This window comes from Sinorhizobium numidicum, from assembly GCF_029892045.1.
Lineage (GTDB): Bacteria > Pseudomonadota > Alphaproteobacteria > Rhizobiales > Rhizobiaceae > Sinorhizobium > Sinorhizobium numidicum.
This window is the reverse complement of the sequence record NZ_CP120368.1, coordinates 1,179,480-1,200,356: the sequence shown is the minus strand read 5'-3', so window position 1 is coordinate 1,200,356 and position 20,877 is coordinate 1,179,480. Positions and strand designations below refer to the sequence as shown.

General features: G+C 61.3%; 23 protein-coding genes. 11 read left to right on the top strand and 12 right to left on the bottom strand.

All coding sequences use genetic code 11. The features are described 5' to 3' along the window. The first annotated feature begins 34 nt into the window (after positions 1-34). Both purF and PYH37_RS16830 read left to right on the top strand, forming a co-directional pair. A complete protein-coding gene (gene purF, locus PYH37_RS16835) occupies positions 35-1,525 on the top strand; it encodes an amidophosphoribosyltransferase (protein ID WP_280732624.1) in 1,491 nt (496 codons plus the stop codon). Between the two features lie 12 nt (positions 1,526-1,537). Next, a complete protein-coding gene (locus PYH37_RS16830) occupies positions 1,538-2,278 on the top strand; it encodes an SDR family NAD(P)-dependent oxidoreductase (protein ID WP_280732623.1) in 741 nt (246 codons plus the stop codon). Positions 2,279-2,395: 117 nt separating this feature from the next. Here PYH37_RS16830 and PYH37_RS16825 read toward each other — a convergent pair whose 3' ends face one another. The 4 genes from PYH37_RS16825 to PYH37_RS16810 form a co-directional block, all read right to left on the bottom strand. Beyond that, a complete protein-coding gene (locus tag PYH37_RS16825) occupies positions 2,396-3,259 on the bottom strand; it encodes a CDP-alcohol phosphatidyltransferase family protein (RefSeq protein ID WP_280732622.1) in 864 nt (287 codons plus the stop codon). A 9-nt stretch (positions 3,260-3,268) separates the two neighbouring features. Beyond that, positions 3,269-3,967 (bottom strand): phosphatidylserine decarboxylase, encoded by a 699-nt coding sequence (locus tag PYH37_RS16820; protein ID WP_280732621.1) that lies wholly within the window; start codon positions 3,965-3,967, stop codon positions 3,269-3,271. A gap of 217 nt (positions 3,968-4,184) precedes the next feature. Continuing rightward, positions 4,185-6,077 (bottom strand): ABCB family ABC transporter ATP-binding protein/permease, encoded by a 1,893-nt coding sequence (locus PYH37_RS16815; RefSeq protein ID WP_280732620.1) that lies wholly within the window; start codon positions 6,075-6,077, stop codon positions 4,185-4,187. Positions 6,078-6,396: 319 nt separating this feature from the next. Further along, complete coding sequence (locus tag PYH37_RS16810; RefSeq protein WP_280732619.1) at positions 6,397-8,139, bottom strand: LysM peptidoglycan-binding domain-containing protein; 1,743 nt, start codon at positions 8,137-8,139, stop codon at positions 6,397-6,399. Between the two features lie 248 nt (positions 8,140-8,387). On the opposite strand from PYH37_RS16810, the gene PYH37_RS16805 reads away from it, so the two are divergent. After that, positions 8,388-9,005, top strand: coding sequence for an LOG family protein (locus PYH37_RS16805; RefSeq protein ID WP_280732618.1), 618 nt, complete (start codon positions 8,388-8,390; stop codon positions 9,003-9,005). A gap of 27 nt (positions 9,006-9,032) precedes the next feature. Here the strand turns inward: PYH37_RS16805 and rarD are convergent, their stop codons facing one another. The 7 genes from rarD to cysS form a co-directional block, all read right to left on the bottom strand. Further along, positions 9,033-9,971 carry an EamA family transporter RarD gene (rarD, locus tag PYH37_RS16800; RefSeq protein ID WP_280732617.1) on the bottom strand — a complete coding sequence of 313 codons (939 nt, stop codon included), beginning with the start codon at positions 9,969-9,971 and terminating at the stop codon, positions 9,033-9,035. Positions 9,972-10,152: 181 nt separating this feature from the next. Further along, a complete protein-coding gene (gene cimA / locus PYH37_RS16795) occupies positions 10,153-11,769 on the bottom strand; it encodes a citramalate synthase (RefSeq protein WP_280732616.1) in 1,617 nt (538 codons plus the stop codon). 51 nt (positions 11,770-11,820) lie between these two features. After that, positions 11,821-12,783: a prolyl aminopeptidase gene (pip, locus tag PYH37_RS16790; RefSeq protein ID WP_280732615.1), complete on the bottom strand. Its 963-nt coding sequence runs from the start codon at positions 12,781-12,783 to the stop codon at positions 11,821-11,823. After that, on the bottom strand, positions 12,780-13,280 hold the full coding sequence (locus PYH37_RS16785) for a GFA family protein (RefSeq protein ID WP_280736073.1): 501 nt from the start codon (positions 13,278-13,280) through the stop codon (positions 12,780-12,782). Before PYH37_RS16785 ends, pip begins: the two co-directional genes overlap by 4 nt. Beyond that, on the bottom strand, positions 13,280-13,756 hold the full coding sequence (locus PYH37_RS16780) for a GFA family protein (RefSeq protein ID WP_280736072.1): 477 nt from the start codon (positions 13,754-13,756) through the stop codon (positions 13,280-13,282). Before PYH37_RS16780 ends, PYH37_RS16785 begins: the two co-directional genes overlap by 1 nt. Continuing rightward, the gene (locus PYH37_RS16775) at positions 13,756-14,235 is read right to left on the bottom strand and encodes a GFA family protein (protein ID WP_280732614.1); all 480 of its coding nucleotides are present in this window, start codon (positions 14,233-14,235) and stop codon (positions 13,756-13,758) included. Before PYH37_RS16775 ends, PYH37_RS16780 begins: the two co-directional genes overlap by 1 nt. Positions 14,236-14,279: 44 nt before the next feature. Continuing rightward, the gene (cysS, locus tag PYH37_RS16770; protein ID WP_280732613.1) at positions 14,280-15,680 is read right to left on the bottom strand and encodes a cysteine--tRNA ligase; all 1,401 of its coding nucleotides are present in this window, start codon (positions 15,678-15,680) and stop codon (positions 14,280-14,282) included. 59 nt (positions 15,681-15,739) lie between these two features. Here cysS and PYH37_RS16765 point away from each other — a divergent pair, with 59 nt between their 5' ends. Both PYH37_RS16765 and PYH37_RS16760 read left to right on the top strand, forming a co-directional pair. Further along, the gene (locus PYH37_RS16765; RefSeq protein WP_280732612.1) at positions 15,740-16,096 is read left to right on the top strand and encodes a hypothetical protein; all 357 of its coding nucleotides are present in this window, start codon (positions 15,740-15,742) and stop codon (positions 16,094-16,096) included. Next, positions 16,093-16,260 (top strand): hypothetical protein, encoded by a 168-nt coding sequence (locus tag PYH37_RS16760; protein WP_280732611.1) that lies wholly within the window; start codon positions 16,093-16,095, stop codon positions 16,258-16,260. The genes PYH37_RS16765 and PYH37_RS16760 overlap by 4 nt, the downstream gene beginning before the upstream one ends. Here PYH37_RS16760 and PYH37_RS16755 read toward each other — a convergent pair. Further along, positions 16,257-17,081 (bottom strand): SOS response-associated peptidase, encoded by an 825-nt coding sequence (locus PYH37_RS16755; protein WP_280732610.1) that lies wholly within the window; start codon positions 17,079-17,081, stop codon positions 16,257-16,259. The genes PYH37_RS16760 and PYH37_RS16755 overlap by 4 nt on opposite strands. Between PYH37_RS16755 and PYH37_RS16750 the strand changes: the two genes are divergently transcribed. The 6 genes from PYH37_RS16750 to PYH37_RS16725 all read left to right on the top strand — a co-directional run bounded on the left by PYH37_RS16750 (position 17,080) and on the right by PYH37_RS16725 (position 20,876). Further along, positions 17,080-17,550 (top strand): NUDIX hydrolase, encoded by a 471-nt coding sequence (locus tag PYH37_RS16750; RefSeq protein ID WP_280732609.1) that lies wholly within the window; start codon positions 17,080-17,082, stop codon positions 17,548-17,550. The two genes, PYH37_RS16755 and PYH37_RS16750, sit on opposite strands and share 2 nt — an antisense overlap. After that, positions 17,547-17,993, top strand: coding sequence for a TIGR02301 family protein (locus PYH37_RS16745; protein WP_280732608.1), 447 nt, complete (start codon positions 17,547-17,549; stop codon positions 17,991-17,993). The genes PYH37_RS16750 and PYH37_RS16745 overlap by 4 nt, the downstream gene beginning before the upstream one ends. Positions 17,994-18,150: 157 nt before the next feature. Next, positions 18,151-18,420, top strand: coding sequence for a hypothetical protein (locus tag PYH37_RS16740; protein ID WP_280732607.1), 270 nt, complete (start codon positions 18,151-18,153; stop codon positions 18,418-18,420). A 15-nt stretch (positions 18,421-18,435) separates the two neighbouring features. Beyond that, positions 18,436-19,194, top strand: a complete 759-nt coding sequence (locus PYH37_RS16735; RefSeq protein ID WP_280732606.1) for a hypothetical protein — start codon at positions 18,436-18,438, stop codon at positions 19,192-19,194. A gap of 228 nt (positions 19,195-19,422) precedes the next feature. Beyond that, positions 19,423-20,271: a CAF17-like 4Fe-4S cluster assembly/insertion protein YgfZ gene (gene ygfZ, locus PYH37_RS16730; RefSeq protein ID WP_280732605.1), complete on the top strand. Its 849-nt coding sequence runs from the start codon at positions 19,423-19,425 to the stop codon at positions 20,269-20,271. Then, a complete protein-coding gene (locus PYH37_RS16725) occupies positions 20,268-20,876 on the top strand; it encodes a YfbR-like 5'-deoxynucleotidase (protein ID WP_280732604.1) in 609 nt (202 codons plus the stop codon). The genes ygfZ and PYH37_RS16725 overlap by 4 nt, the downstream gene beginning before the upstream one ends. Position 20,877: the final 1 nt, after the last annotated feature.

Genomic DNA, 20,877 nt, shown 5'->3' with positions numbered 1-20,877 from the left:
TATGCGCACCTGCACGGAGCAAAGGCGAACTGTGATGACCGATCTCAGATCCAATGAAATCGATGACGAACTCGACGGCGACACCCTGCACGAAGAGTGCGGCGTCTTCGGCATCCTCGGGCATCCCGACGCCGCTGCGTTGACCGCGCTCGGACTTCACGCCCTGCAGCATCGTGGACAGGAGGCTGCCGGTATGGTCACTTTCGACGGACGGCAGTTCTATTCCGAACGCCGCATGGGTCTCGTTGGTGATCACTACACCGATCCGGCGACGCTCGCGAAGCTGCCGGGCTCCATGTCTATCGGTCATGTGCGTTACTCCACTACCGGCGAAACGGTGCTGCGCAACGTGCAGCCGCTCTTTGCCGAACTGCAGGAAGGCGGCATCGCGATCGCCCATAACGGCAACTTCACCAATGGCCTGACGCTGAGGCGCCAGATCATCGCTGACGGCGCGATCTGTCAGTCGACGTCGGATACGGAAGTGGTGCTGCACCTGATCGCCCGTTCGAAAAACGCTTCCTCGAGCGACCGCTTTGCCGACGCCATTGCGCAGGTCGAAGGCGGTTATTCGATGCTCGCGCTGACCCGTACTAAGCTTATCGCCGCCCGCGACCCGAACGGCATCCGCCCGCTCGTCATGGGCGAGCTCGACGGCAAGCCGATCTTTTGCTCGGAAACCTGCGCCCTCGACATCATCGGCGCGAAATTCGTTCGCGACGTCGAAAATGGCGAGATCGTCATCTGCGAAATCCAGCCCGACGGGTCGATCAGCATCGACGTCCGCAAACCGCAGAACCCGCGGCCGGAGCGCCTTTGTCTATTCGAATATGTCTATTTCGCCAGACCAGATTCGGTCGTCGGCGGCCGCAATGTCTATGTCGCCCGCAAGAGCATGGGCCAGAACCTCGCCAAGGAGTCTCCCGTCGAGGCCGATGTCGTCGTGCCCGTTCCGGACGGAGGCACGCCGGCGGCGATCGGCTATGCGCAGGAGAGCGGCATTCCCTTCGAGCTCGGCATCATCCGCAATCACTATGTCGGACGGACCTTCATCGAGCCGACGCAGCAGATCCGCGCCTTCGGCGTTAAGCTGAAACACTCGGCCAACCGGGCGATGATTGAAGGCAAGCGCGTGGTACTGGTCGATGATTCCATCGTGCGCGGCACCACCTCGGTCAAGATCGTTCAGATGATCCGCGACGCCGGCGCGCGCGAGGTGCACGTGCGCGTCGCAAGCCCGATGATCTTCCATCCGGATTTCTACGGCATCGACACGCCTGATCGCGACAAGTTGCTCGCCAACCAGCATGTCGATCTCGCCTCCATGTGCCGCTTCATCGGCGCGGATTCGCTCGAATTCCTGTCTATCGACGGGCTTTACCGGGCCGTCGGCGGCGCACCGCGCGACTCTCAGGCGCCGCAATTCACCGATCACTACTTCACCGGGGACTACCCGACCCGCCTACTCGACCAGGAAGGCGCGAGCAACGTGCGCAAGCTTTCGGTTCTCGCCAGCAACGGATAGCAAGACAATAAAATGACGCCCAATCTGAAAGACCGGGTCGCCGTGGTTACCGGCGCATCGCGCGGTATCGGCTATTTCACTGCCCTCGAACTCGCCAAGGCCGGCGCGCACGTGATCGCTTGCGCCCGCACCGTCGGCGGCCTGGAAGAACTGGACGACGCCATCAAGGCGGCCGGTGGATCGGCGACGCTCGTCCCCTTCGACCTCGCCGACATGGCCGCTATCGACAAGCTTGGCGGCGCGATTAACGAACGGTGGGGCAAGCTCGACATCCTGGTTGCCAATGCCGGTGTGCTCGGCACGATCTCGCCGGTCGGGCATGTGGAAGCCAAGGTGTTCGAAAAGGTGATGACGATCAACGTCACCGCCACCTGGCGGCTGATCCGCTCGCTCGAACCGCTGCTTGTTAGGTCCGATGCCGGGCGCGCGCTCATTCTCTCATCGAGTGCTGCGCACAAGTGCAAACCCTTCTGGGGACCCTATTCCGCCTCGAAAGCGGCGGTTGAGGCGTTGGCGCGCACCTGGGCACACGAGACACAGCGCCTGCCGCTGCGCATTCTCAGCGTCGATCCCGGCGCCACGCGGACGGCCATGCGGGCGCAGGCCATGCCGGGCGAGGACCCGGCAACCGTGCCGCATCCTTCCGAGGTGGCCGCCGCACTGATGCCGCTGTTCGGTCCTGACCAGACCGAGACCGGCAAGCTCTTTCTCGTCCGGGAAAAGAAGATCGTGGACTATCGCATGCCGGAATAATCCGGCGTTGATCAGCGCTTTTGGTTGCCCCTCCACCAGCCTTCTCCCCGCTTGCGGGGAGAATGTGCCGGTAGGCGGATGAGGGCCCGAATTCCCGGGAAGCAGTCGATCCCCGCTCTAATCGCTGTCGCCCGGCAGACCGTCGCCACCTTGCCCCGCGGGCCAGTCGCCGTATTTGCGCTGCCACGAGCGGGCGCCGAACGGCAGGCTGATCAGATAGGCCACTGCTGTGACGACCATGGTCTCCCATGTATAAGTCATCAGCGTCGCCACATAGAAGACGACGACTAGAATGACCGGCAGCACGAGGTCGCGGCGAACACGGCTGTTCTCGGATTTGCCGGACCAGACAGGCAGACGGCTGACCAGCAAAAAGGCAATCAGCACCGTGTAGGCCGACGCGATGAGCGCGAAGATCCGGTCTGGAGCAAGACCAAGCAGACCGATATAGACAGGCAGCAGCACCAGCATGGCACCGGCCGGCGCCGGAACACCGACGAAATATTCCGATTGCCATGAGGCCTTAACTGGTCGCTCCGACATAACGTTGAAGCGGGCGAGCCGCAATCCGGCCGCGATCGCATAGATCAACGCCGCGATCCAGCCGATGGATCGCGCCTGATCCAGCAGGAAAACGTAAAGAACCAAGGCGGGAGCGACCCCGAAATTGATGATGTCGGCGAGCGAATCCATCTGCCCGCCGAAGCTCGACGTCGCCTTGAGCAACCTTGCTACGCGGCCGTCGATGCCGTCCAGAAACGCCGCCAAGAGAACCATGGCGACGGCAAGTTCAAAACGATTTTCGAAGGCGAGCCGGATGCCGGAGAGACCTGCGCAGATCGCCAGAACGGTGATCATATTGGGAATCATCAGCCGCAGCGGAATTTCCCGCAGCCGCGGACCGCGTGCCTTATCGTGCGAGTCGCCCGGACCAACGGCCGTTTCCGAGGCTTCTGCCGGTTTTTCCTGCTGGGGCTCCATCTTCACTCCTTACGCGCGGCGGCTGATGACCGGACCCTTGGCGGAGCCAAATTCGGCAAGCACGGTCTCGCCGGCGATAGCCGTCTGGCCGAGGGTTACACGCGGCTGCGCGCCTTCCGGCAGGAATACATCGAGACGCGAGCCGAAGCGGATAAGACCGAAGCGCTCGCCCGCCTCGAGCCGCGCGTTTTCCGCCGTCCAGCAGAGGATGCGCCGCGCGACCAGACCGGCGATCTGAACGACGCCGATTGCACCATGCTTCGTCTCGATGACGAGGCCGTTGCGTTCGTTTTCCTGACTTGCCTTATCGAGCTCTGCATTGACGAAGCTGCCTGCGCGATATGCGATGCGACGCACCGTCCCGCTTACAGGCGCGCGGTTCACATGGCCGTTGAAAACATTCATGAAGACCGATATGCGCAGCATCGGCTCTGAACCGAGGCCTAGTTCTTCCGGCGGCATCACGGTCGCAACCGAGGACACCCGGCCATCTGCCGGGCTGATGACGAGATCGTCATCGATCGGCGTCATGCGCTCCGGATCGCGGAAGAAATAGGCGCACCATGCGGTCAGTAGGAAGCCGATCCACATCAGCGGTTCCCACAGGAAGCCAAGCACCAGCGAAACGACGAAGAAGATCGCAATGAAGCGATAGCCTTCCCTGTGGATCGGAACGAGGGTGTTGCGCACCGTGCTGACCAAGCTCATGAACTCTACTCCAGAATTAACGCGGAAAGTCACCTACCGCATGATTCCTTCAATCGGAACCGATCTTAAGGATAAACCATGCAGCAATTCAAAGCGCTACAGGACCTTTGTGCGTCTGAGAAGACGCACGGCGCTGTAGCGCGAATTCGAAGGCCGGGCAACGGCGAACGACAGGTGACGGCAAGTTGGGCACCGATGAGCCGGCGCCCTACCATCGTCAGATCGCCGGCTCGCCGCGGTTGATCACACCTAGATCGTCGCTTTCGCGCACCCGCTTCAACTGCTCCTCCACCTGAGTCGCCTCGCGCTGGCGGCTCCACATAGAAGCATAAAGGCCGCCCCGGTCGATCAGTTCGCCATGGGTTCCGCGTTCGGCGATGACGCCGTCCTTCAAAACGATAATCTCATCGGCATTGATAACGGTCGAAAGGCGGTGGGCGATGACGAGCGTCGTGCGATTGCGCGACACGACGTCGAGTGCGGCCTGAATTTCCTGCTCGGTCTTCGTGTCGAGCGCCGAGGTCGCCTCATCGAGGATCAGGATCGGCGGTGCCTTCAGGATGGTGCGGGCGATCGCAACGCGCTGCTTCTCGCCGCCCGACAGCTTCAGGCCGCGCTCGCCGACCATCGCCCGGAAGCCTTCCGGCAGGCCACGGATGAAATCGCCGATCTGCGCTGCCTCGGCAGCGGCCTCGACCTCCGCGTCCGACGCGCCTATCCGGCCATAGCGAATGTTGTAAGCGATCGTATCGTTGAAGAGCACCGTGTCCTGCGGCACCATGCCGATAACGGCACGGAGGCTCTTCTGCGTCACGGCGCGCACGTCCTGCCCGTCCACGGTGATCGATCCCCCCTGCACATCATAGAAGCGGTAGAGGAGCCGGGACAAGGTCGACTTGCCGGCGCCGGACGGGCCGACGACGGCGACCGTCTTGCCGGCGGGAACGTCAAAGGAAATTCCCTTCAGAATAGGCCTGGCCGCTTCATAGGCGAAGTACACGTCCCGAAAGGCGATCGCACCGCGCTCGATCTTAAGCTCTTTCGCATCCGGCCGGTCGACGACCTCCGCCTGGACGTCCAGCAGATCAAACATGTGCTCGATATCCGTCAGACCCTGGCGGATTTCGCGGTAGACGAAGCCGATGAAATTCAGCGGAATGGCGAGTTGGATCAGCATCGCGTTGATAAAGACGAAGTCGCCGATGGTCTGCTCGCCGCGCTGTACGGCGAGCGCCGATATGGTCATCATGGCGGCGGTGCCGGCGCCGAAAATCAGCGCCTGACCGAAGTTCAACCAGCCGAGAGACGTCCAGACCTGGGTCGCGGCGCGTTCATAGCGTTCCATCGACTTGTCGAACCGCTTAGCCTCCATCTCTTCGTTGCCAAAATATTTGACGGTCTCGAAGTTGAGCAGCGAATCGATCGCCTTGGTGTTCGCGTCGGTGTCGCTGTCGTTCATGGAGCGGCGGATGGCGATGCGCCAGTCGCTGGCGCGCACGGTGAACCAGATATAGAGCCAGACGGTGATCGCGGTGACGAAAAGATAGCTGAAACCGTAACCCCACCAAAAGATCACCGCCGTCAGCAGGAACTCGATCAGGGTCGGCACGCTGTTCAGAATGGTGAACCTTACGATGGTCTCGATGCCCTTCGTGCCGCGTTCGATAATGCGCGAAAGTCCGCCCGTGCGCCGCTCGAGATGGAAGCGCAATGAGAGCTGATGCATATGCACGAAGGTTCGGTAGGCTAACTGTCGTACGGCGTACTGACCGACGCTCGCAAAAAGCGCGTCGCGCAGCTGGTTCAGACCGGCCTGCAGCAGCCTGGCGAGATTGTAGGCGAGAACCAGCATGACGGCGCCGGTGAGAAATTGCGGCAGAAAGCCCAGCGCGTCTGGTTTGCTGTTGAGGGCATCCGTCGCCCATTTGAAGAAATAGGGCACGAGAATAAGCACGACCTTGGCGACCACCAGAATCACCGTTGCCCAAACCACCCTCAGCTTCAGATCGGCGCGATCGGCCGGCCACATGTAAGGCCAGAGGTTCGAAATAGTCTCGAACGGATTGCTGGTATCGGCGGAAACCGTCTTCTTCTGGTTCTGGGGTGCCACGTCTCAGTCCGCTTCCGATGCTCTTGGATCACGACTATTTGGGTTAAACCAACCCAAATCACAAACGTGATCGGAGGTCCAAGTTACTGCATGGGTCCTGAAATCGGTTCCGATTTAAGGATATGCAGCAATTCAAAGTGTTACAGCGACCTTTGTGCGTCTGAAGACGCACGGCGCTGTATATGGGACGCGGGAAAACCGCACGTGCTTTTTCTCGCTCCAGCTTTAATGAAAAGCGGCGCCTTTGAAGACGCCGCGTTTGATGACAGATAGGTCCGCGTTCTTGCTGCCGCAATGGAGTTGTCGGCAAAAGACGCGGCTATTCTCCGCGTTTCACGCGCTTCCGATGGATTTCCCGCGATTCCTCGTCGGAAAGCGCCTTGTCGGGAACCCCGAAGACCTGGCCGGGCTGGATCATATCGGGATTGTCGATTTGCTCACGGTTCGCAACGTAGATCGTCGTATAGCGCACGCCCGCTCCGTAGACGCGTCGTGAAATCTGCCAGAGCGTGTCGCCGCGGCGGATGATGACCGAAGTCTTGCTTTCCTTGAGCGGCGCCTGTTCGATCGTCGTCGGCTGTCCTTCGGCCGAGGCGGATGCCGCAGCCTGCTCGGTTGTCGGCTCTGAAAGTGCGCTTTCCGCATCTCCGACCGTCGATGGCTCCGCGGCATTGGCGGTTTCGGTGCCGGGCGTAGCGTGAAGTTCGGCAGAGGTCGCGACCGACGCGCTGCCGCCTTGTCGCGCCAAGGCTGGGCCGACTACTCCCGCGACCTTGTCCAGCGCGGTAGCAACGCTCGCCGAGTCCTGCGGCGAAGACTTGAGAATGGTCAGTGCTTTAGCGGCTGCCTTGGAAGCTTCGGCCGCCGCAGTCGCCTGCGCCTGATTGGAGGCCTCGGCGGGCTTGAACTCCGCAAGCGACTTGAGCGCGAATTCCGTGGCTGAGCGGGCAGCGGCAAGCTGTTCGGCGGTAGGCTGCTTTCCATTGGCGAAAAGGCCCTTCAACAGGGCGAGCGCCTTGCCGGCCTCCGTCTTGAGGCCATCGAGACCTGTCGTGACCACAGTGGATGACGAGCCTGCGACCGCGGCAATCTGAGCGCCGGCCGGCCTGTCGAAGGGCACCGAAGCGCGCATCGCCACTTTGCTGGCATCCTCGTTCAGCATGTCGGCCCGGATGATATGGCTGCCAACAGCGAGGTCGATCGAACCATCGACGACGAAATGCCCCTTCTCGTCGGTCTTCATCTCTCCGAGGAGCTTGTCGTCGGCATAGATGCGCACGAGCACGCCGGGCTTCGCGTTGCCGGCGACAAACATCGTGCGCCCTTCGATCTCGACGGCCGTAACCTGGAGACCCGGTATGGCGGCCGGCTGGGCTGATGTCGTGGACGCGCCACCGGGCTCGCCCGTTGCTGGCGATATGGGCTCTACTGCTGCCTGCATCGGCTTGGCTTTGCCCTTCGGCGTTGTGATCAGGCGGCTCGCCTCACCCGGCTTGGAAACCATTGCCAGCAACTGCCCGCTTGCGTCTTTCGGCACGGAAACGGTCGCTACCTCCTCCGAGGTCTTGGCGGCACCGCCTGGTCCGACGCTCCGCAGCGTCAACTGGTAATCGCCGGCGGCAAGCGGCTTGTCAAAAACGGCAGCGAAATCCCCGGCGGGGCCGACATCCGTGGTGCCGAGAACAGTGTCGCCGCTCAGAATTTCGAGTGTGGTACCGGGCTGGGCCCGTCCGGCAATGACGGTCGATCCGTCCGGTTCGACACGCAGGACGTCAAATCCTGGAACGGTCCAGTTGGCGATCGGCTCATGTGCGCTTTGAGCGGGATTGACCGGTTTGGGAGGCGCGGCTGTCTGGCGACCGTCCGCGCCTTCCTTCGCCGAGGGTGCGCTCGCGACCTTGGCGCCAGAGCTTGGCTCAGCGGGCTCGCCGGCGCTCGTCGCCGGTTGGCCGGCCTGCTCCTTCTCTTGATCACGCAGGTTCGGCTGGACCACGAAAACCATCAATGCGGTCGCAATCGCCAGGACGCTTAGGGCCACCCAGCTGGCCTTGTTCTTTATCATGCCACTCTCCACAGGAGCGGAGCGATTTGTTGCTCCGCGCATGCCCCTTTGCCGGCCCGCGGTGCGGGCCAAGCTGCCATTATAGCGCAACGGCGGCCTACCCGTCCGAATTCTTCAATGTATTACTGAAATTGCTAACGTTTCCTATAGTTCTGTACAAGCTCCCGCCGCCCGCACCGACGGTATCCGCAAGGATTTTTCGCTCATTTTTCTTGACCCGTGCTGCGCTGCAATGTCTTTTTGGCTTCATGAGCAAGGAACAAACCCCGATTCGATCGATCTGCGTCTACTGCGGCTCCCAAGGCGGACGTGATCCCGCTCAGCTACAGGCAGGGCGTACTCTCGGAAAGTCGATCGCCGATCACGGCTTGAGGCTCGTCTATGGCGGCGGTACGCGCGGGATCATGGGCGCCGTTGCAAGCGGCGTTCTTTCCGCCGGCGGTCACGTCACGGGCATCATCCCCGAGTTTCTCATGGACAAGGAGGCAACTCGCCATTCGCTCGGTCAGCTCAACGAACTGGTCGTGACCGCCGACATGCACGAGCGGAAGCACAAGATGTTCGAGCGTGCCGATGCCTTCGTCGCACTTCCGGGCGGTATCGGGACACTTGAAGAGATCGTCGAAATCATGACCTGGGCGCAGCTCGGCCGCCACAGGAAGCCGATGGTCTTCGGCAACATCAACGGCTTCTGGAACCCGATGATGGAACTCATCCAACATATGCGCGACCAGGGCTTCGTCCACACGGCTCATCTCGTCCAACCTTTGGTGATCGACAGAGCCGAAGATATCGTTCCCGGCATTCTCGCCTCGGCCGCCGCGAAGGGCCGCGACGGCGAAGCCGAGATCATTGCCAAGATGTAATTCAGGACTCCGTCCGATTGCCGCAGCCTATTCCGCCGGCGTGGGCTGCGCTGCACGGCGCGCCCTGCTCTGCGCCAGCATCGCCCCCGAATAGATGAGGAGCGCGGCCCAGATCAGGGCGAAGGCGATGAGTTTGGCCGTGCCGAAGGGCTCATGAAAGACGAAGACGGCGATCACGAAGATCATCGTCGGCGCGATATACTGCATGATGCCGATTGTGGAGAGCCGCAGCAGCTTCGCGCCATTGGCATAGATCATCAGCGGCACGGCGGTTACGATGCCGCAGGACAGGAGCCAGAGGATGTCGGCCATGCCGGTATCGCCGAAATGTCCCTGTCCGGTCGCTTCAAGCCAGATGATATAGCCGATCGCCGGAATGCTAAGCAGAAGCACCTCGAGGAAGAAGCCCTGGTTGGGTCCGATCGGCAGCGTCTTGCGGAAGAAAGCGTAGAATCCCCAGGAGAAGCAAAGCCCGATCGAGACCCAGGGAAGGCCACCGGCGTCGAAGGCGAGAACGGCGACAGCGAGCGCGGCCAGCGCAATTGCCACCATCTGCGCCGGGTTCGGTCTTTCCTTGAGCAGCACGGCACCGAGGAAAATCGAGAACAGCGGGTTGATGTAATAGCCAAGCGCCGTCTCGATCGCCCTGCCGGCGCCGATCGCCCAGACATAGATGCCCCAGTTGATGGTGATGAGGACGGCGGTCAGCGTCGCCATCCGCAGCATGCGCGGCGAACGCAGAGCAGCCTTGATCTCCTGCGTACGGCCCAGCCACAACAGCACGAGACCTGCAAGCGGGACGGACCAGACGATACGGTGTGCGACGACCTCAGCCGCTGGGATATGCGCCACCGCCTTCATGAAGAAGGGCAGGAAGCCCCAAAGCAGGTAGGCTGCAAGGGCGAAGGCAAAGCCTCTGGCCGAGTCGGTATTTTCAGCGGGCAATTTCGCATTCGGCTCAGCCATCATATCCTCCCTGACCCCTCGACCAGAGCAACGACCGGCGCATCGGCCGATTTGGCTCCGATCGACGGCATGGCTCCGACGGAACAATGCCTTCTTTGCGTCGGGTCCTACTCCAACGATCGGTAATGCACCAATTCATTTCCGTGAACGAAGAAGTGAAATCTGCTGACAGGTGGCCGCGCTATTCCGCGGCAACCAGTCCAACCTGATCACGGTTCTTGAGCAGCTTGTAAACGATACTATCCATCAAAGCCTGGAAGGACGCGTCGATGATGTTGTCGGAAACGCCGACAGTCCACCAGCGCGCGCCGGTCCGATCCGTCGATTCGATCAGGACGCGGGTAATCGCCTCGGTGCCGCCGTTAAGGATCCGCACCTTGTAATCGGCCAATTCGAGATCGGCGATTTCCGACTGATATTTGCCGAGGTCCTTGCGAAGAGCAAGGTCGAGCGCATTGACCGGGCCATGGCCCTCGGCGACGGACATCATCGTTTCTCCATCGACGACAACCTTGACCACCGCTTCCGAAACAGTCTTCAAATTGCCGTTCGCATCGAAGCGGCGCTCGACCATGACCCGGAAGCTTTCCACGTGGAAGAAGTCCGGCACCGTGCCAAGGATGCGGTTCGCAAGCAGCGTAAAACTGGCATCCGCACCCTCATAGGCATAGCCTGTCGCCTCGCGCTCCTTGACGACCGCGATCAGCTTGTCGAGCCTCGGATCATCCTTGCCGACGCTGATGCCACGCCGCTTGAGCGCATTGATGAAATTGGCCTTGCCGCCCTGGTCCGACACCATGACCTTGCGCAGATTGCCGACGGCTTCGGGTGCGACATGTTCGTAGGTTCGCGGATCCTTCAGAAGCGCCGAGGCGTGGATCCCTGCCTTGGTGGCGAAGGCGGATGCGCCGACATAGGGCGCCTGCGCATCCGGCGAACGGTTCAAAAGCTCGTCGAACGCGTGCGCAAGCGTGGTCAACTCCTGCAGCCTCTCGGAATCGATCCCGGTTTCAAAGCGGCTCGAATAGGTTTCCTTGAGCGCCAGCGTAGCGATCAGCGTCACCAGATTGGCATTGCCGCAACGCTCGCCGATACCGTTCAGCGTTCCTTGGATCTGGCGGACGCCGGCTTCGACGGCCGCCAGCGAATTCGCCACTGCCTGCCCGGTATCATTATGGGCGTGAATACCGAGATTTCCGCCCGGCACGCCGGCGGCAATCACGGCGGAGACGATCGCGCGCACCTCCGGCGGCTGCGTACCGCCGTTGGTGTCGCATAGAACGACCCAGCGCGCACCCGCTTCAAAGGCCGTTTTTGCGCAGGCGAGCGCATAGGCCGGATTTGCCTTGTAGCCATCGAAGAAGTGCTCGCAATCAACCATCGCCTCACGACCGGAGGCGACAACCGCCTCCACCGAGGCCCTGATGCTTTCGAGGTTCTCCTCGTTCGAGCAGCCGAGCGCCACCTCGACATGATAGTCCCAGCTCTTGGCAACGAGACAGATCGCGTCACTGCTGGCATTAAGCAAGGCGTTGAGGCCCGGATCGTTGGAGGCAGAAACACCTGCGCGCTTGGTCATGCCGAAGGCCACGAAAGACGCTTGTTGCGTCGGTTTGCGCTTGAAGAATTCCGTATCGGTCGGATTGGCACCGGGATAGCCGCCTTCGACATAATCCATGCCGAATTCGTCAAGCATCGTCGCAATCGCAATCTTGTCCTCGACGGAAAAGTCGATGCCGGGCGTCTGCTGCCCGTCTCGAAGCGTCGTGTCGAAGAGGTAGATGCGTTCCCTGGTCATAGCTTAGTTCCAACATGCAATATTAAGGTCAGCGTGAGCTCTCAACGCACGCTATACGGCCTTGCCGGCGAATTTGTCGGTCGCGCGGATTAGGCGATCGAGGATGCCCGGCTCCGAATAGGCGTGCCCCGCCCCCTCGATCAGGTGGAATTCCGCCTCGGGCCAGGCCTTGTGCAATTGCCAGGCATATTTCGCCGGGCACGGCATGTCGTAGCGGCCGTGCACGACAACGCCCGGTATGCCGTGAAGCTTGTGCGCGTCGCGCAGCAATTGGCCTTCCTTAAGCCAGCCGGCATTGACGAAGAAATGGTTCTCGATGCGGGCAAAGGCGTGAGCGTATTCTTCCTCTTCGAAGCGGCTGCTCGTCGCGGGCTCCGGCAGAAGCGTGATCGTCTCGCCCTCCCATAAGCTCCAGGCCTTTGCCGCGGCTAGCCGCGTCTCCCGGTCCTCGCTCGTCAGGCGTCGGTGATAGGCGCGCATCATTTCGTGGCGTTCTGCCGGCGGAATCGGAGCGACAAAACGTTCCCACTTGTCCGGGAACATCTCCGACACGCCGAATTGATAGTACCAATCGAGCTCGGCCTTGGTCAGCGTGTAGATACCGCGGAGGACGAGTTCGGAAATGCGCTCCGGATGGCTTTCGGCATAGGCAAGCGCCAATGTCGAGCCCCAGGAACCGCCGAAAACCAGCCATCTATCGGCGCCGACCATCTCGCGCAACCGCTCGATATCGGCGACGAGATGCCATGTCGTATTCGCCTCGATCTCGGCATGCGGCGTGGATTTGCCGCAGCCGCGCTGATCAAAGAGCAACACGTCGTAAAGCGCCGGATCGAATAGGCGACGATGGTTCGGCGAGATCGTGCCGCCCGGCCCGCCGTGCAGGAAAACGGCCGGTTTTGCACCGGGTGTGCCGGCCCGTTCCCAATGGACCATATGATCATCGCCGACATCGAGGTGACCTGAGGCGTAGGGCTCAATTTCCGGGTACAGTGTCCGCAATGCAACGCTCACAACAGGTCTTCCTCGGGTGGCCAGTGCACGGTGTCGTAGTCCGGATGCTGGCGGTTTGATTCCAGAACGCGCAGATGGCGCGTGGCCGAGGCCTCGCTACCGTCATCCGTCTCCTTTTGGGGAAGGCCTGGCAGGTGCGAGAACCACAGCATGCGTGACTCGATTCCGGATTGGTAGACGGGCTGCACATCCTCCGGGTCGTCAAGCGAACCGAGCGCGATATTCAGGAAGTCCTCATCCGGCATGTCGTAGAACAGCGGGGTGCCGCAATCGCGGCAGAAACCACGCCGTACGAGCTGGGACGAACGGAACCAGGACGGCTTCCCGCGTGTGATGCGGAAATCCTCCCGCGCGATGTTGGCGAGCGGCAGGAAATAATTGCCTGCCGCTTTCTGGCACATGCGGCAATGACAAATATGCGGATCGTCGAGCGTGCCCTCGGCACGGTAGCGCACCGCGCCGCATTGGCAGCCGCCCGTGAAGATGCGTCGAATCATCATGCCCAGGTCCCTGCCGGCGGCCATTGATCCGTCTCACGGTCCGGATGCTGAAAGGAGATGATCTGCTCCTGCCTGGCGTAATAATCCGGATCCTCGAGGACCGGCTGCTCGAAGATGGTTTCGACCCAGGGCAGCCGGGCATGGTAATTGACCTGGATCCTCGGAGCGAGATCGGAGCGGTCATCGAAGGCACCGATCGCGATTTCGAGGCCGCCGGGATGCCGGTAGGTCAGCGGCGTGCCGCATTTCGGACAGAAGCCGCGATCGATATTGACCGAGGACTGGAAATAGCTCGGTTCACGGCGGGTCCACTCGACCCCATCCTTCGGTGCCGTCACCAGGGCCGAAAAGAAGGAGCCGAACTGCTTCTGGCACATGCGGCAATGACAGATCGACGGGCGCCCGAGCTCTCCGCGGATGCGAAAACGGACGGCCCCACATTGGCATCCGCCTGTTCTTACGGCATCACTCATCATCTTTCCTCCGGTGGCCAGGTTTCGGTGTCATGGTCGGGATGCTGATAGGAAACGAGATGGGCGAGGAAGGACGTCGCGTCGACATCCGTCATCGTGTCCTCGCCGGGGAGTTCCGGCACGCGATCGACATAGGGCAACTTCGCTTCGATGCCCCACTGGATCGTCGGCGCGATACCTTCCGGGCGGTCGAAAGCCGCGATTGCCAGTGCCATTCCGTCCGGCGCCTCGTAGGTCAGCGGCGTGCCGCAGTCGCCGCAGAAACCGCGCCACACGGCGTTCGAGGATTGGAACCGCTTGCGTTCGCCACGCGTCCAGGTGACCTTCGCGCCGCGCACTGAGACAAGCGGCAGGTAAAAATTGCCGCTCGCCTTCTGGCACATGCGGCAATGGCAGACCGAGGCGTCGCCGAGCTTGCCCTCGACGCGAAAGCGGACCGCGCCACATTGGCATCCGCCGGTATGGATATCATCAGCCATGTCGCCCTCCTCTTTCTTGCAAGTTCAAATCGCATGTGAACGGGTCACACCTGGGATCGCTTCACCTCCCAGGTCGTAACCCGCTCGCCGGTTTCGGAGTCTTTGCCATCCTTGAGCTGGATGCCCCTGGCCAGGAGATCGGCGCGGATGCGGTCGGCTTCGGCATAGTTTTTTGCTTTCAGGAGTTCGAGACGCGCACGCACACGGCCGTCGATCTCGTGCACGACCGCCTCGTCGAGTTCGATCTCCTTCGGCACGACGCCGATGAGCGCCGCGCTCGCCGTGAAGGCGCCGAGATATTGCGAATCGGCAGATGCTTTCTGCGCCAACGCATGCAGAGCCTGGATCGCCGCGACCGTGTTGAGATCGTCGGCGATCGCAGCCACAACCGTTGGCTCGGCCTCGCCCACTGTCTCGCTGGGGACCGGCCATTTGGAAAGCAGATGCTCGGCTTCTTCCAACCGCTTGACGGAGAAGTCGATCGGCTCGCGGTAATGCGTCATCAGCATCGCCAGTCGCAGCACCTCGCCCGGCCATTTGCGGCCACCGAACTTCTCCGTGTGGAGGAGTTCATAGATGGTGATGAAATTGCCTTCCGATTTCGACATCTTGCGGCCCTCGACCTGCAGGAAGCCGTTGTGCATCCAGACATTGGCCATCACATCGGTCCCATGGGCGCAGCGCGACTGGGCAATTTCGTTCTCGTGGTGCGGGAAGATCAGATCCAGCCCACCACCGTGAATGTCAAACACTTCACCAAGATAGCGGCCGCTCATCGCCGAGCATTCAACGTGCCAGCCCGGCCGACCGCGTCCCCATGGGCTATCCCAGCCAGGCTCATTCTCCTCGGAGAGCTTCCATAGCACGAAGTCACCCGGATTCTTTTTGTGGGCATCGACAGCGACACGCGCACCGGCCTGCTGCTCCTCGAGATTGCGCTTCGAAAGCTGGCCGTAGTCCGCCATCGACTTTGTATCGAACAGCACTTCGCCCGCCGCCTGATAGGCGTGGCCCTTGGCAATCAGCTTCTCGATGATCTCGATCATCTGAGCGATATTTTCGGTGGCCCGCGGCTGCACGTCCGGCTCGAGGCAGCCGAGTAGCGCGGCGTCCTCCAGAAACTGCTTTTCGGTCTTCTCGGTCACGTGCCGGATTGCTTCGTTCAGTGGCAAGGCCGGATAATCGCGCAGCGCCCGCGCGTTGATCTTGTCGTCGACGTCGGTGATGTTGCGGGCATAGGTGACATGGCTCGCGCCGTAGACATGGCGCAGCAGCCGAAACAGAACGTCGAACACTATGAGCGGCCGGGCATTGCCGATATGGGCATAGTCGTAGACCGTCGGACCGCAGACATACATGCGGACGTTCTGAGGATCGATCGGCCGAAAATCGGCCTTTTCCCGCGTCAGCGTGTTGTACAGCTTCAAAGTCGGCATTCCGCCCATCCCAAATCTCCAAGCCTGCATGCAACCACCGGAATATAGCGCCCGGATGGCCCGCACGTTTGTCATCTTGGATTTGTGGAGACGAAAACGGCCAGGCCAGCGGATCGCTAGCGAATAATCTTCCGGCAGATAATGCAGATAACCGTTTTCATGGCGACCCTTATCGCGCTTCGTATGGCGCCGGTCAAGAGGCGAGCCGCATGCAAGCAAAGGTCGTCATCCTACGGCGATTGCGGCCATGGATTTGTCATGATTTGGCTATCTGGGATCGTAATATGGGAAAACGATTCGCGATGCAGCCTGTTCTGTACCGAACCGTGTTTCCCGCGAAACAAGGAGAGACGCCGTTTTCAGGCACAAAACCGAAGACGAAGCGTTTCCAATTTAGGGAAAACATCAAGGAGAGCATGCAGTGAAGGCCCCCAAGATCACCGATTCCAAACCGCCCGCCGCAGACCTTGTGGCGCAATACCGGCCACTCGGCCTTAAGGCCGTGCTCGCTGCCGCCCTGCAGGCCAAGGTCAAGCCGGCCGGCACGAAGCTTGTCAAACACTGGGCGTTCTCGGGACGGCCGCGCTAAAACAGCGACATTTGTCCGCTGTCCTTGTTGCGGTCTTCCTTTGCTGCCGGCGATACGAGCGGCTCGATTTCGTCTTGAAGCTCGGGGCCGCTGTTGGCGACCTGGTTGACCTTGTCGGACACCGGGATCGCTTCGAAATAGTCTTCAGACACAGGAGCCATAAGGTCCGTTACGTCTCGCGGCTCCCGGGTCTTGCAATCCAGCCAGCGGGCAAAATCTTCCGGCTGGATTACGACGGGCATGCGATCGTGGATGTGGCGGACCGCCTTGTTCGCGCCAGCGGTCAGAATGGCGGCCGTATCGACCTCAGAGCCATCTGCCGAGGACCAGGTCTCCATGAGCCCGGCAAAAGCAAGAATGCCGCCCTTCTTCGGGCGGACCCAATAGGCCTGCGAGGCTTCCCGGCTGCCTTTCGCCGGGCGGCGCCACTCATAGAAGCCGGAGGCAGGCACCAGAATTCGGCGATGGCGCATTGCCGCGCGGAAGGCTGCCTTGCCGACGGCCGTTTCGGAGCGGGCATTGATGAGCAACGGAAAATCGCGCGGATCCTTCACCCAACCCGGAGTGAACCCCCAGCGGACCAGCATGGCTTTACGTTCCGGCAGATTGCTGCCCGGTTCCGCCCGATCCGACGCGACAATCACGATGATCGGCTGAGTCGGCGCGATGTTGAACCTTGCCGGAAAATCGTCCGCCTCCAGCAGGCCAAACAGTTCCATCAATTCTTCCGGCGTCGCCGTCAGCGCAAAACGTCCGCACATGACATGGATGTGGCATTTCACGTAGGATGGGTCAACGACCGACGTGAGTTTCGTTTCCATGACGCTGATTCAGCCTGAACTCGCCTCCTCCGCCATCCTCGAACGGGATGGGCATTATCTCCTCGTCCGGCGGGCCAATCCGCCGTCGGCCGACATGTACGCCTTTCCCGGCGGCCGCGCAGAGCCCGGCGAAACCCCGGCGGAGACTGCCTTGCGCGAACTCGCCGAGGAAACCGGCATCAGGGCGCGCGACCCGGTGCTTTTCGAAACCTACGATCTGCCCGGGAAGGAATCCGAGGGACGGCACTTTCTGCTATCGGTTTTCACCGTCGAGGCGGACCCTGCCTCGGTCGCCATCGCCAGCGACGATGCGGCAGGGCTGGGCTGGTTTACGCCGGAGGAAATTTTCACATTGCCCATTCCCGAGAGTGTTCGCCAATGTGTGGAAAGGCTGGCGGGCGTTCGATCCCCCTATCCGCACCACGCCGGCCTTGCAACCGGCACCGATTCGGAGTTGATGGATCCATGACCAGCGTCACAATTATGCTCCGACTTTTTTTGACCGGCACCGTCCTCTTGGTCGCGGCAGGCGCCGCAGCACAAAAGAGGCCGCCCGCAGCGGAGGAGAAGACGCAGTCCCCTCCCCCGCCGGCTGCGGAAGAAAGGCCGACGCCCTATGACCAGCGACTGATTCGTCTCGCCGAAATTCTCGGGTCGGTGCACTATCTGCGCAATCTCTGCCTGAGCCAGCCTGAAGACAATTGGCGCCGCGCGACCCAGGAACTGATCGACAAGGAGACTGCCGACGAACCGCAGCGACGCGAACGTATGACCGCCGCCTTCAACCGTGGGTACCGGACCTTCGCATCGGTCTATACGACTTGCACCGAGCCGGCGACGCTTGCCGAGCGGCGATACCGTGCCGAAGGTGCAACACTTGCCTCAGAAATCGTCGCCCGCTTTGGAAATTAGCAAGAAATTAACCTCTTTTTCCAGGAGCCCGTGTCGTTTCGGGAAAAGACTGCTAAGTTTATTAAGAGAGTGGTAAGAAGTAACCGGCCTGTCTGGCTGTTCAGTTGCAGTTCAGCGAAGCGGCGTTAGGCTAGGCAGTGCATGTAGTGGAAGTCGCATGGAACGAATGATGGAACCAAGCCTGACCGACATCGACGACATGATCGTCCACGAGAAGATGCAGGCGGCCCTCGAACACCAGAGCGAGGCTTGGGCGGATGGTATGGCTGACGGCATCGAGCCGGAGATCATTGCCGACGCGGCGATCGCACTGGCCATGCGGGAAACCGTCCGGCTTCATGGCGAAGAAGGCGCGGAGGCGATGCTCAATTCGCTTCGTGAGCGCATGCTCGCCGGAGAATTCTCGCCACAGCGGATAATTCAGTAATATCAGGACTGCCCTATGAGCCGGAACCTTGCAAACCGGGCCGACCCGGTTCGCCTTGTTACGCTGCTGCTGGCGGGCGTAGCTATCTGCGCTCCGATTGCGGCCCCGCCCGCGCTCGCGCTCAGCGAATTCCAGCGCGCTCCCGGCCCGGTCGCCAGTGACCAGAACGCCGCACCCGCGGGCGAGCCTGAGCAGAGCGAGCCCGAGGAAGAGGCGCCTCTCGAAATACCAGCGCCCGATCCGCTGGTCGATAAGGCGGCGGCCGGCACCAAGGACGACGAAATTGCCGAACCTCAGGTGGTCGAGCCGGTCGAAGTCCTGACGGACGTCTCGAAGATTCCGGCACCTGTCGCCCGCATGCGTGAACTGATCGTCGAAGCCGCCGCTTCGGGCGAGATCGAGAGGCTGCGGCCGCTGCTGGGCAAAGGCCCGAGCCAGACGCAGGTTACCGGCGTCAGCGGCGACGAAGACCCCATCGCAACGCTGAAAAGCCTGTCCGGCGACCAGGACGGCGTCGAAATTCTCGCCATTCTTCTTGACGTTCTGTCGACGGGCTTCGTTCTTGCCGACAAGGGCACGCCGGAGGAAGCCTATGTCTGGCCCTATTTCGCCGAAAAGCCGCTGTCCTCGCTGACCGCTCCGGAGAAGGTTGATCTGTTTCGGCTGGTGACCGCCGGCGATTTCGCCGGCATGGAGGAATTCGGCAGCTATAATTTCTACCGCGTCGGCATTACCCCCGACGGCCAATGGAAATTTTTCGTCGCCGGCGATTGAGCCCTCATCAGTTGGGCTGCGGGCGGAAAACCGCGTCACACTTGGCCTCATCCCGCTCTACAGCGCCACGCGTCTTATCAGACGCGCAAAGATCGCTGTAGGACCTTGGTTTTCTGCATGTTTTTTTCCTTAAATCGGGTCCGATTTAAGGAAACATGCAGTAGCAGCACGCTTGCCGATTGTCGGCGGACATCCTACTTCTTCGACAAAGAGAACAGGATTCGAACCATGCCCAAGGTCTGCCTCGACGACCGAGCGATTATCAACGTTTCCGGCAAGGACGCCGAAGACCTTCTCCAAGGTCTGATTACTACGGACATAGGCGCGCTTGCTCCGGACGAAGTCCGGCCGGGCGCGCTGCTGACGCCGCAGGGCAAGATTCTCTTCGATTTTCTGATTTCCCGCGACGATGAAACATTGAGGCTGGAGACCGCGAGAGATCAGGCCGAAGCGCTGCTGAAGCGGTTGACCATGTATAAATTGCGCTCAGCGGTAGACCTCTCGCTCCTCTCGCCGGCACCGGTTACGATCGTCTTCGCGGAAGACCAGCCCGCCGGGAGCTATCGCGATCATCGGTTCGAAAAGGCCGGCATGCCGGTCTTCCGTCTCTATCGCGACACGCCCGGCCCGGAAGCGCCCCTTGCGGATTTCGATCGGTTGAGAATCGCCGCCGGTGTCGCCGTTTCTGGCGCGGATTACGCGCTGCAGGACGCCTTCCCTCATGATGTGCTCATGGACATGAATGGCGGTCTCTCGTTCCGCAAGGGCTGCTATGTCGGCCAAGAGGTCATCTCCCGCATGCAGCACCGCGGCACGGCACGCCGCCGCGTCGTGATCGTCGCTGGCGATGCGCCGCTCCCGCCGACGGGTGCGAGCATTTCCGTCGACGGGCGACCGATTGGTTCGCTCGGCACCGTCCGCAATCAAACGGGCCTCGCCATCGTCCGCATCGACAAGGCCGGCGAAGCGATCGCTAACGGGGAAACCATTCTCGCGGGCGACGTGGCGGTGAGTTTGACGCTGCCCGGCTGGACCGGCCTAACGTTTCCAGGCGATGCCGGCGAGGCAAGCGCATGATGAATGGGCGTGCCTGGCAGCGTATGCTTTCCGGCCGACGGCTCGATCTGCTCGACCCCTCGCCCCTCGACGTCGAGCTCTCCGATATTGCCCATGGCCTTGCCCGCGTGGCACGCTGGAATGGTCAGACTTCAGGCGACCACGCCTTTTCCGTCGCGCAGCATAGTCTCGTCGTCGAAGATATCTTCCGCCGCACGAACCACTGCAATGCGGAGGAATGCCTGATGGCACTTCTCCACGATGCGCCGGAATATGTGATCGGCGACATGATTTCGCCTTTCAAGGCCGTGGTCGGCGGCGGTTACAAGGCGGTGGAAAGGCGGCTCGAAAGCGCCGTACATCTGCGCTTCGGCCTGCCGCCCCATACGCCCAAGGACCTCAAGGAGCGGATCAAGAAGGCCGATCGCATCGCCGCTTACTTCGAAGCGACCGAGCTCGCCGGATTTTCCGCGGAAGAGGCCCGCAAGTTCTTCGGCCAGCCCCGTGGCATCACACGGGAGACCCTGCTGATCGATCCGCTGCCCGCAATCGAAGCACAGCGTCTTTTCGCCGCGCGCTTCGGTGCGCTGGAAGCCGACCGCCTTACGGCGAAGCAGGAGGCCTGAA

What these genes read in the sequence shown, in the direction of transcription:
- purF (WP_280732624.1), top strand. Translation starts at nt 35, where the DNA reads ATGACCGATCTCAGATCCAATGAAATCGATGACGAACTCGACGGCGAC.
- PYH37_RS16830 (WP_280732623.1), top strand. Translation starts at nt 1,538, where the DNA reads ATGACGCCCAATCTGAAAGACCGGGTCGCCGTGGTTACCGGCGCATCG.
- PYH37_RS16825 (WP_280732622.1), bottom strand. Translation starts at nt 3,259, where the DNA reads ATGGAGCCCCAGCAGGAAAAACCGGCAGAAGCCTCGGAAACGGCCGTT.
- PYH37_RS16820 (WP_280732621.1), bottom strand. Translation starts at nt 3,967, where the DNA reads ATGAGCTTGGTCAGCACGGTGCGCAACACCCTCGTTCCGATCCACAGG.
- PYH37_RS16810 (WP_280732619.1), bottom strand. Translation starts at nt 8,139, where the DNA reads ATGATAAAGAACAAGGCCAGCTGGGTGGCCCTAAGCGTCCTGGCGATT.
- PYH37_RS16805 (WP_280732618.1), top strand. Translation starts at nt 8,388, where the DNA reads ATGAGCAAGGAACAAACCCCGATTCGATCGATCTGCGTCTACTGCGGC.
- rarD (WP_280732617.1), bottom strand. Translation starts at nt 9,971, where the DNA reads ATGGCTGAGCCGAATGCGAAATTGCCCGCTGAAAATACCGACTCGGCC.
- cimA (WP_280732616.1), bottom strand. Translation starts at nt 11,769, where the DNA reads ATGACCAGGGAACGCATCTACCTCTTCGACACGACGCTTCGAGACGGG.
- PYH37_RS16785 (WP_280736073.1), bottom strand. Translation starts at nt 13,280, where the DNA reads ATGATTCGACGCATCTTCACGGGCGGCTGCCAATGCGGCGCGGTGCGC.
- PYH37_RS16780 (WP_280736072.1), bottom strand. Translation starts at nt 13,756, where the DNA reads ATGAGTGATGCCGTAAGAACAGGCGGATGCCAATGTGGGGCCGTCCGT.
- PYH37_RS16775 (WP_280732614.1), bottom strand. Translation starts at nt 14,235, where the DNA reads ATGGCTGATGATATCCATACCGGCGGATGCCAATGTGGCGCGGTCCGC.
- cysS (WP_280732613.1), bottom strand. Translation starts at nt 15,680, where the DNA reads ATGGGCGGAATGCCGACTTTGAAGCTGTACAACACGCTGACGCGGGAA.
- PYH37_RS16750 (WP_280732609.1), top strand. Translation starts at nt 17,080, where the DNA reads ATGACGCTGATTCAGCCTGAACTCGCCTCCTCCGCCATCCTCGAACGG.
- PYH37_RS16755 (WP_280732610.1), bottom strand. Translation starts at nt 17,081, where the DNA reads ATGGAAACGAAACTCACGTCGGTCGTTGACCCATCCTACGTGAAATGC.
- PYH37_RS16745 (WP_280732608.1), top strand. Translation starts at nt 17,547, where the DNA reads ATGACCAGCGTCACAATTATGCTCCGACTTTTTTTGACCGGCACCGTC.
- PYH37_RS16740 (WP_280732607.1), top strand. Translation starts at nt 18,151, where the DNA reads ATGGAACGAATGATGGAACCAAGCCTGACCGACATCGACGACATGATC.
- PYH37_RS16735 (WP_280732606.1), top strand. Translation starts at nt 18,436, where the DNA reads ATGAGCCGGAACCTTGCAAACCGGGCCGACCCGGTTCGCCTTGTTACG.
- ygfZ (WP_280732605.1), top strand. Translation starts at nt 19,423, where the DNA reads ATGCCCAAGGTCTGCCTCGACGACCGAGCGATTATCAACGTTTCCGGC.
- PYH37_RS16725 (WP_280732604.1), top strand. Translation starts at nt 20,268, where the DNA reads ATGATGAATGGGCGTGCCTGGCAGCGTATGCTTTCCGGCCGACGGCTC.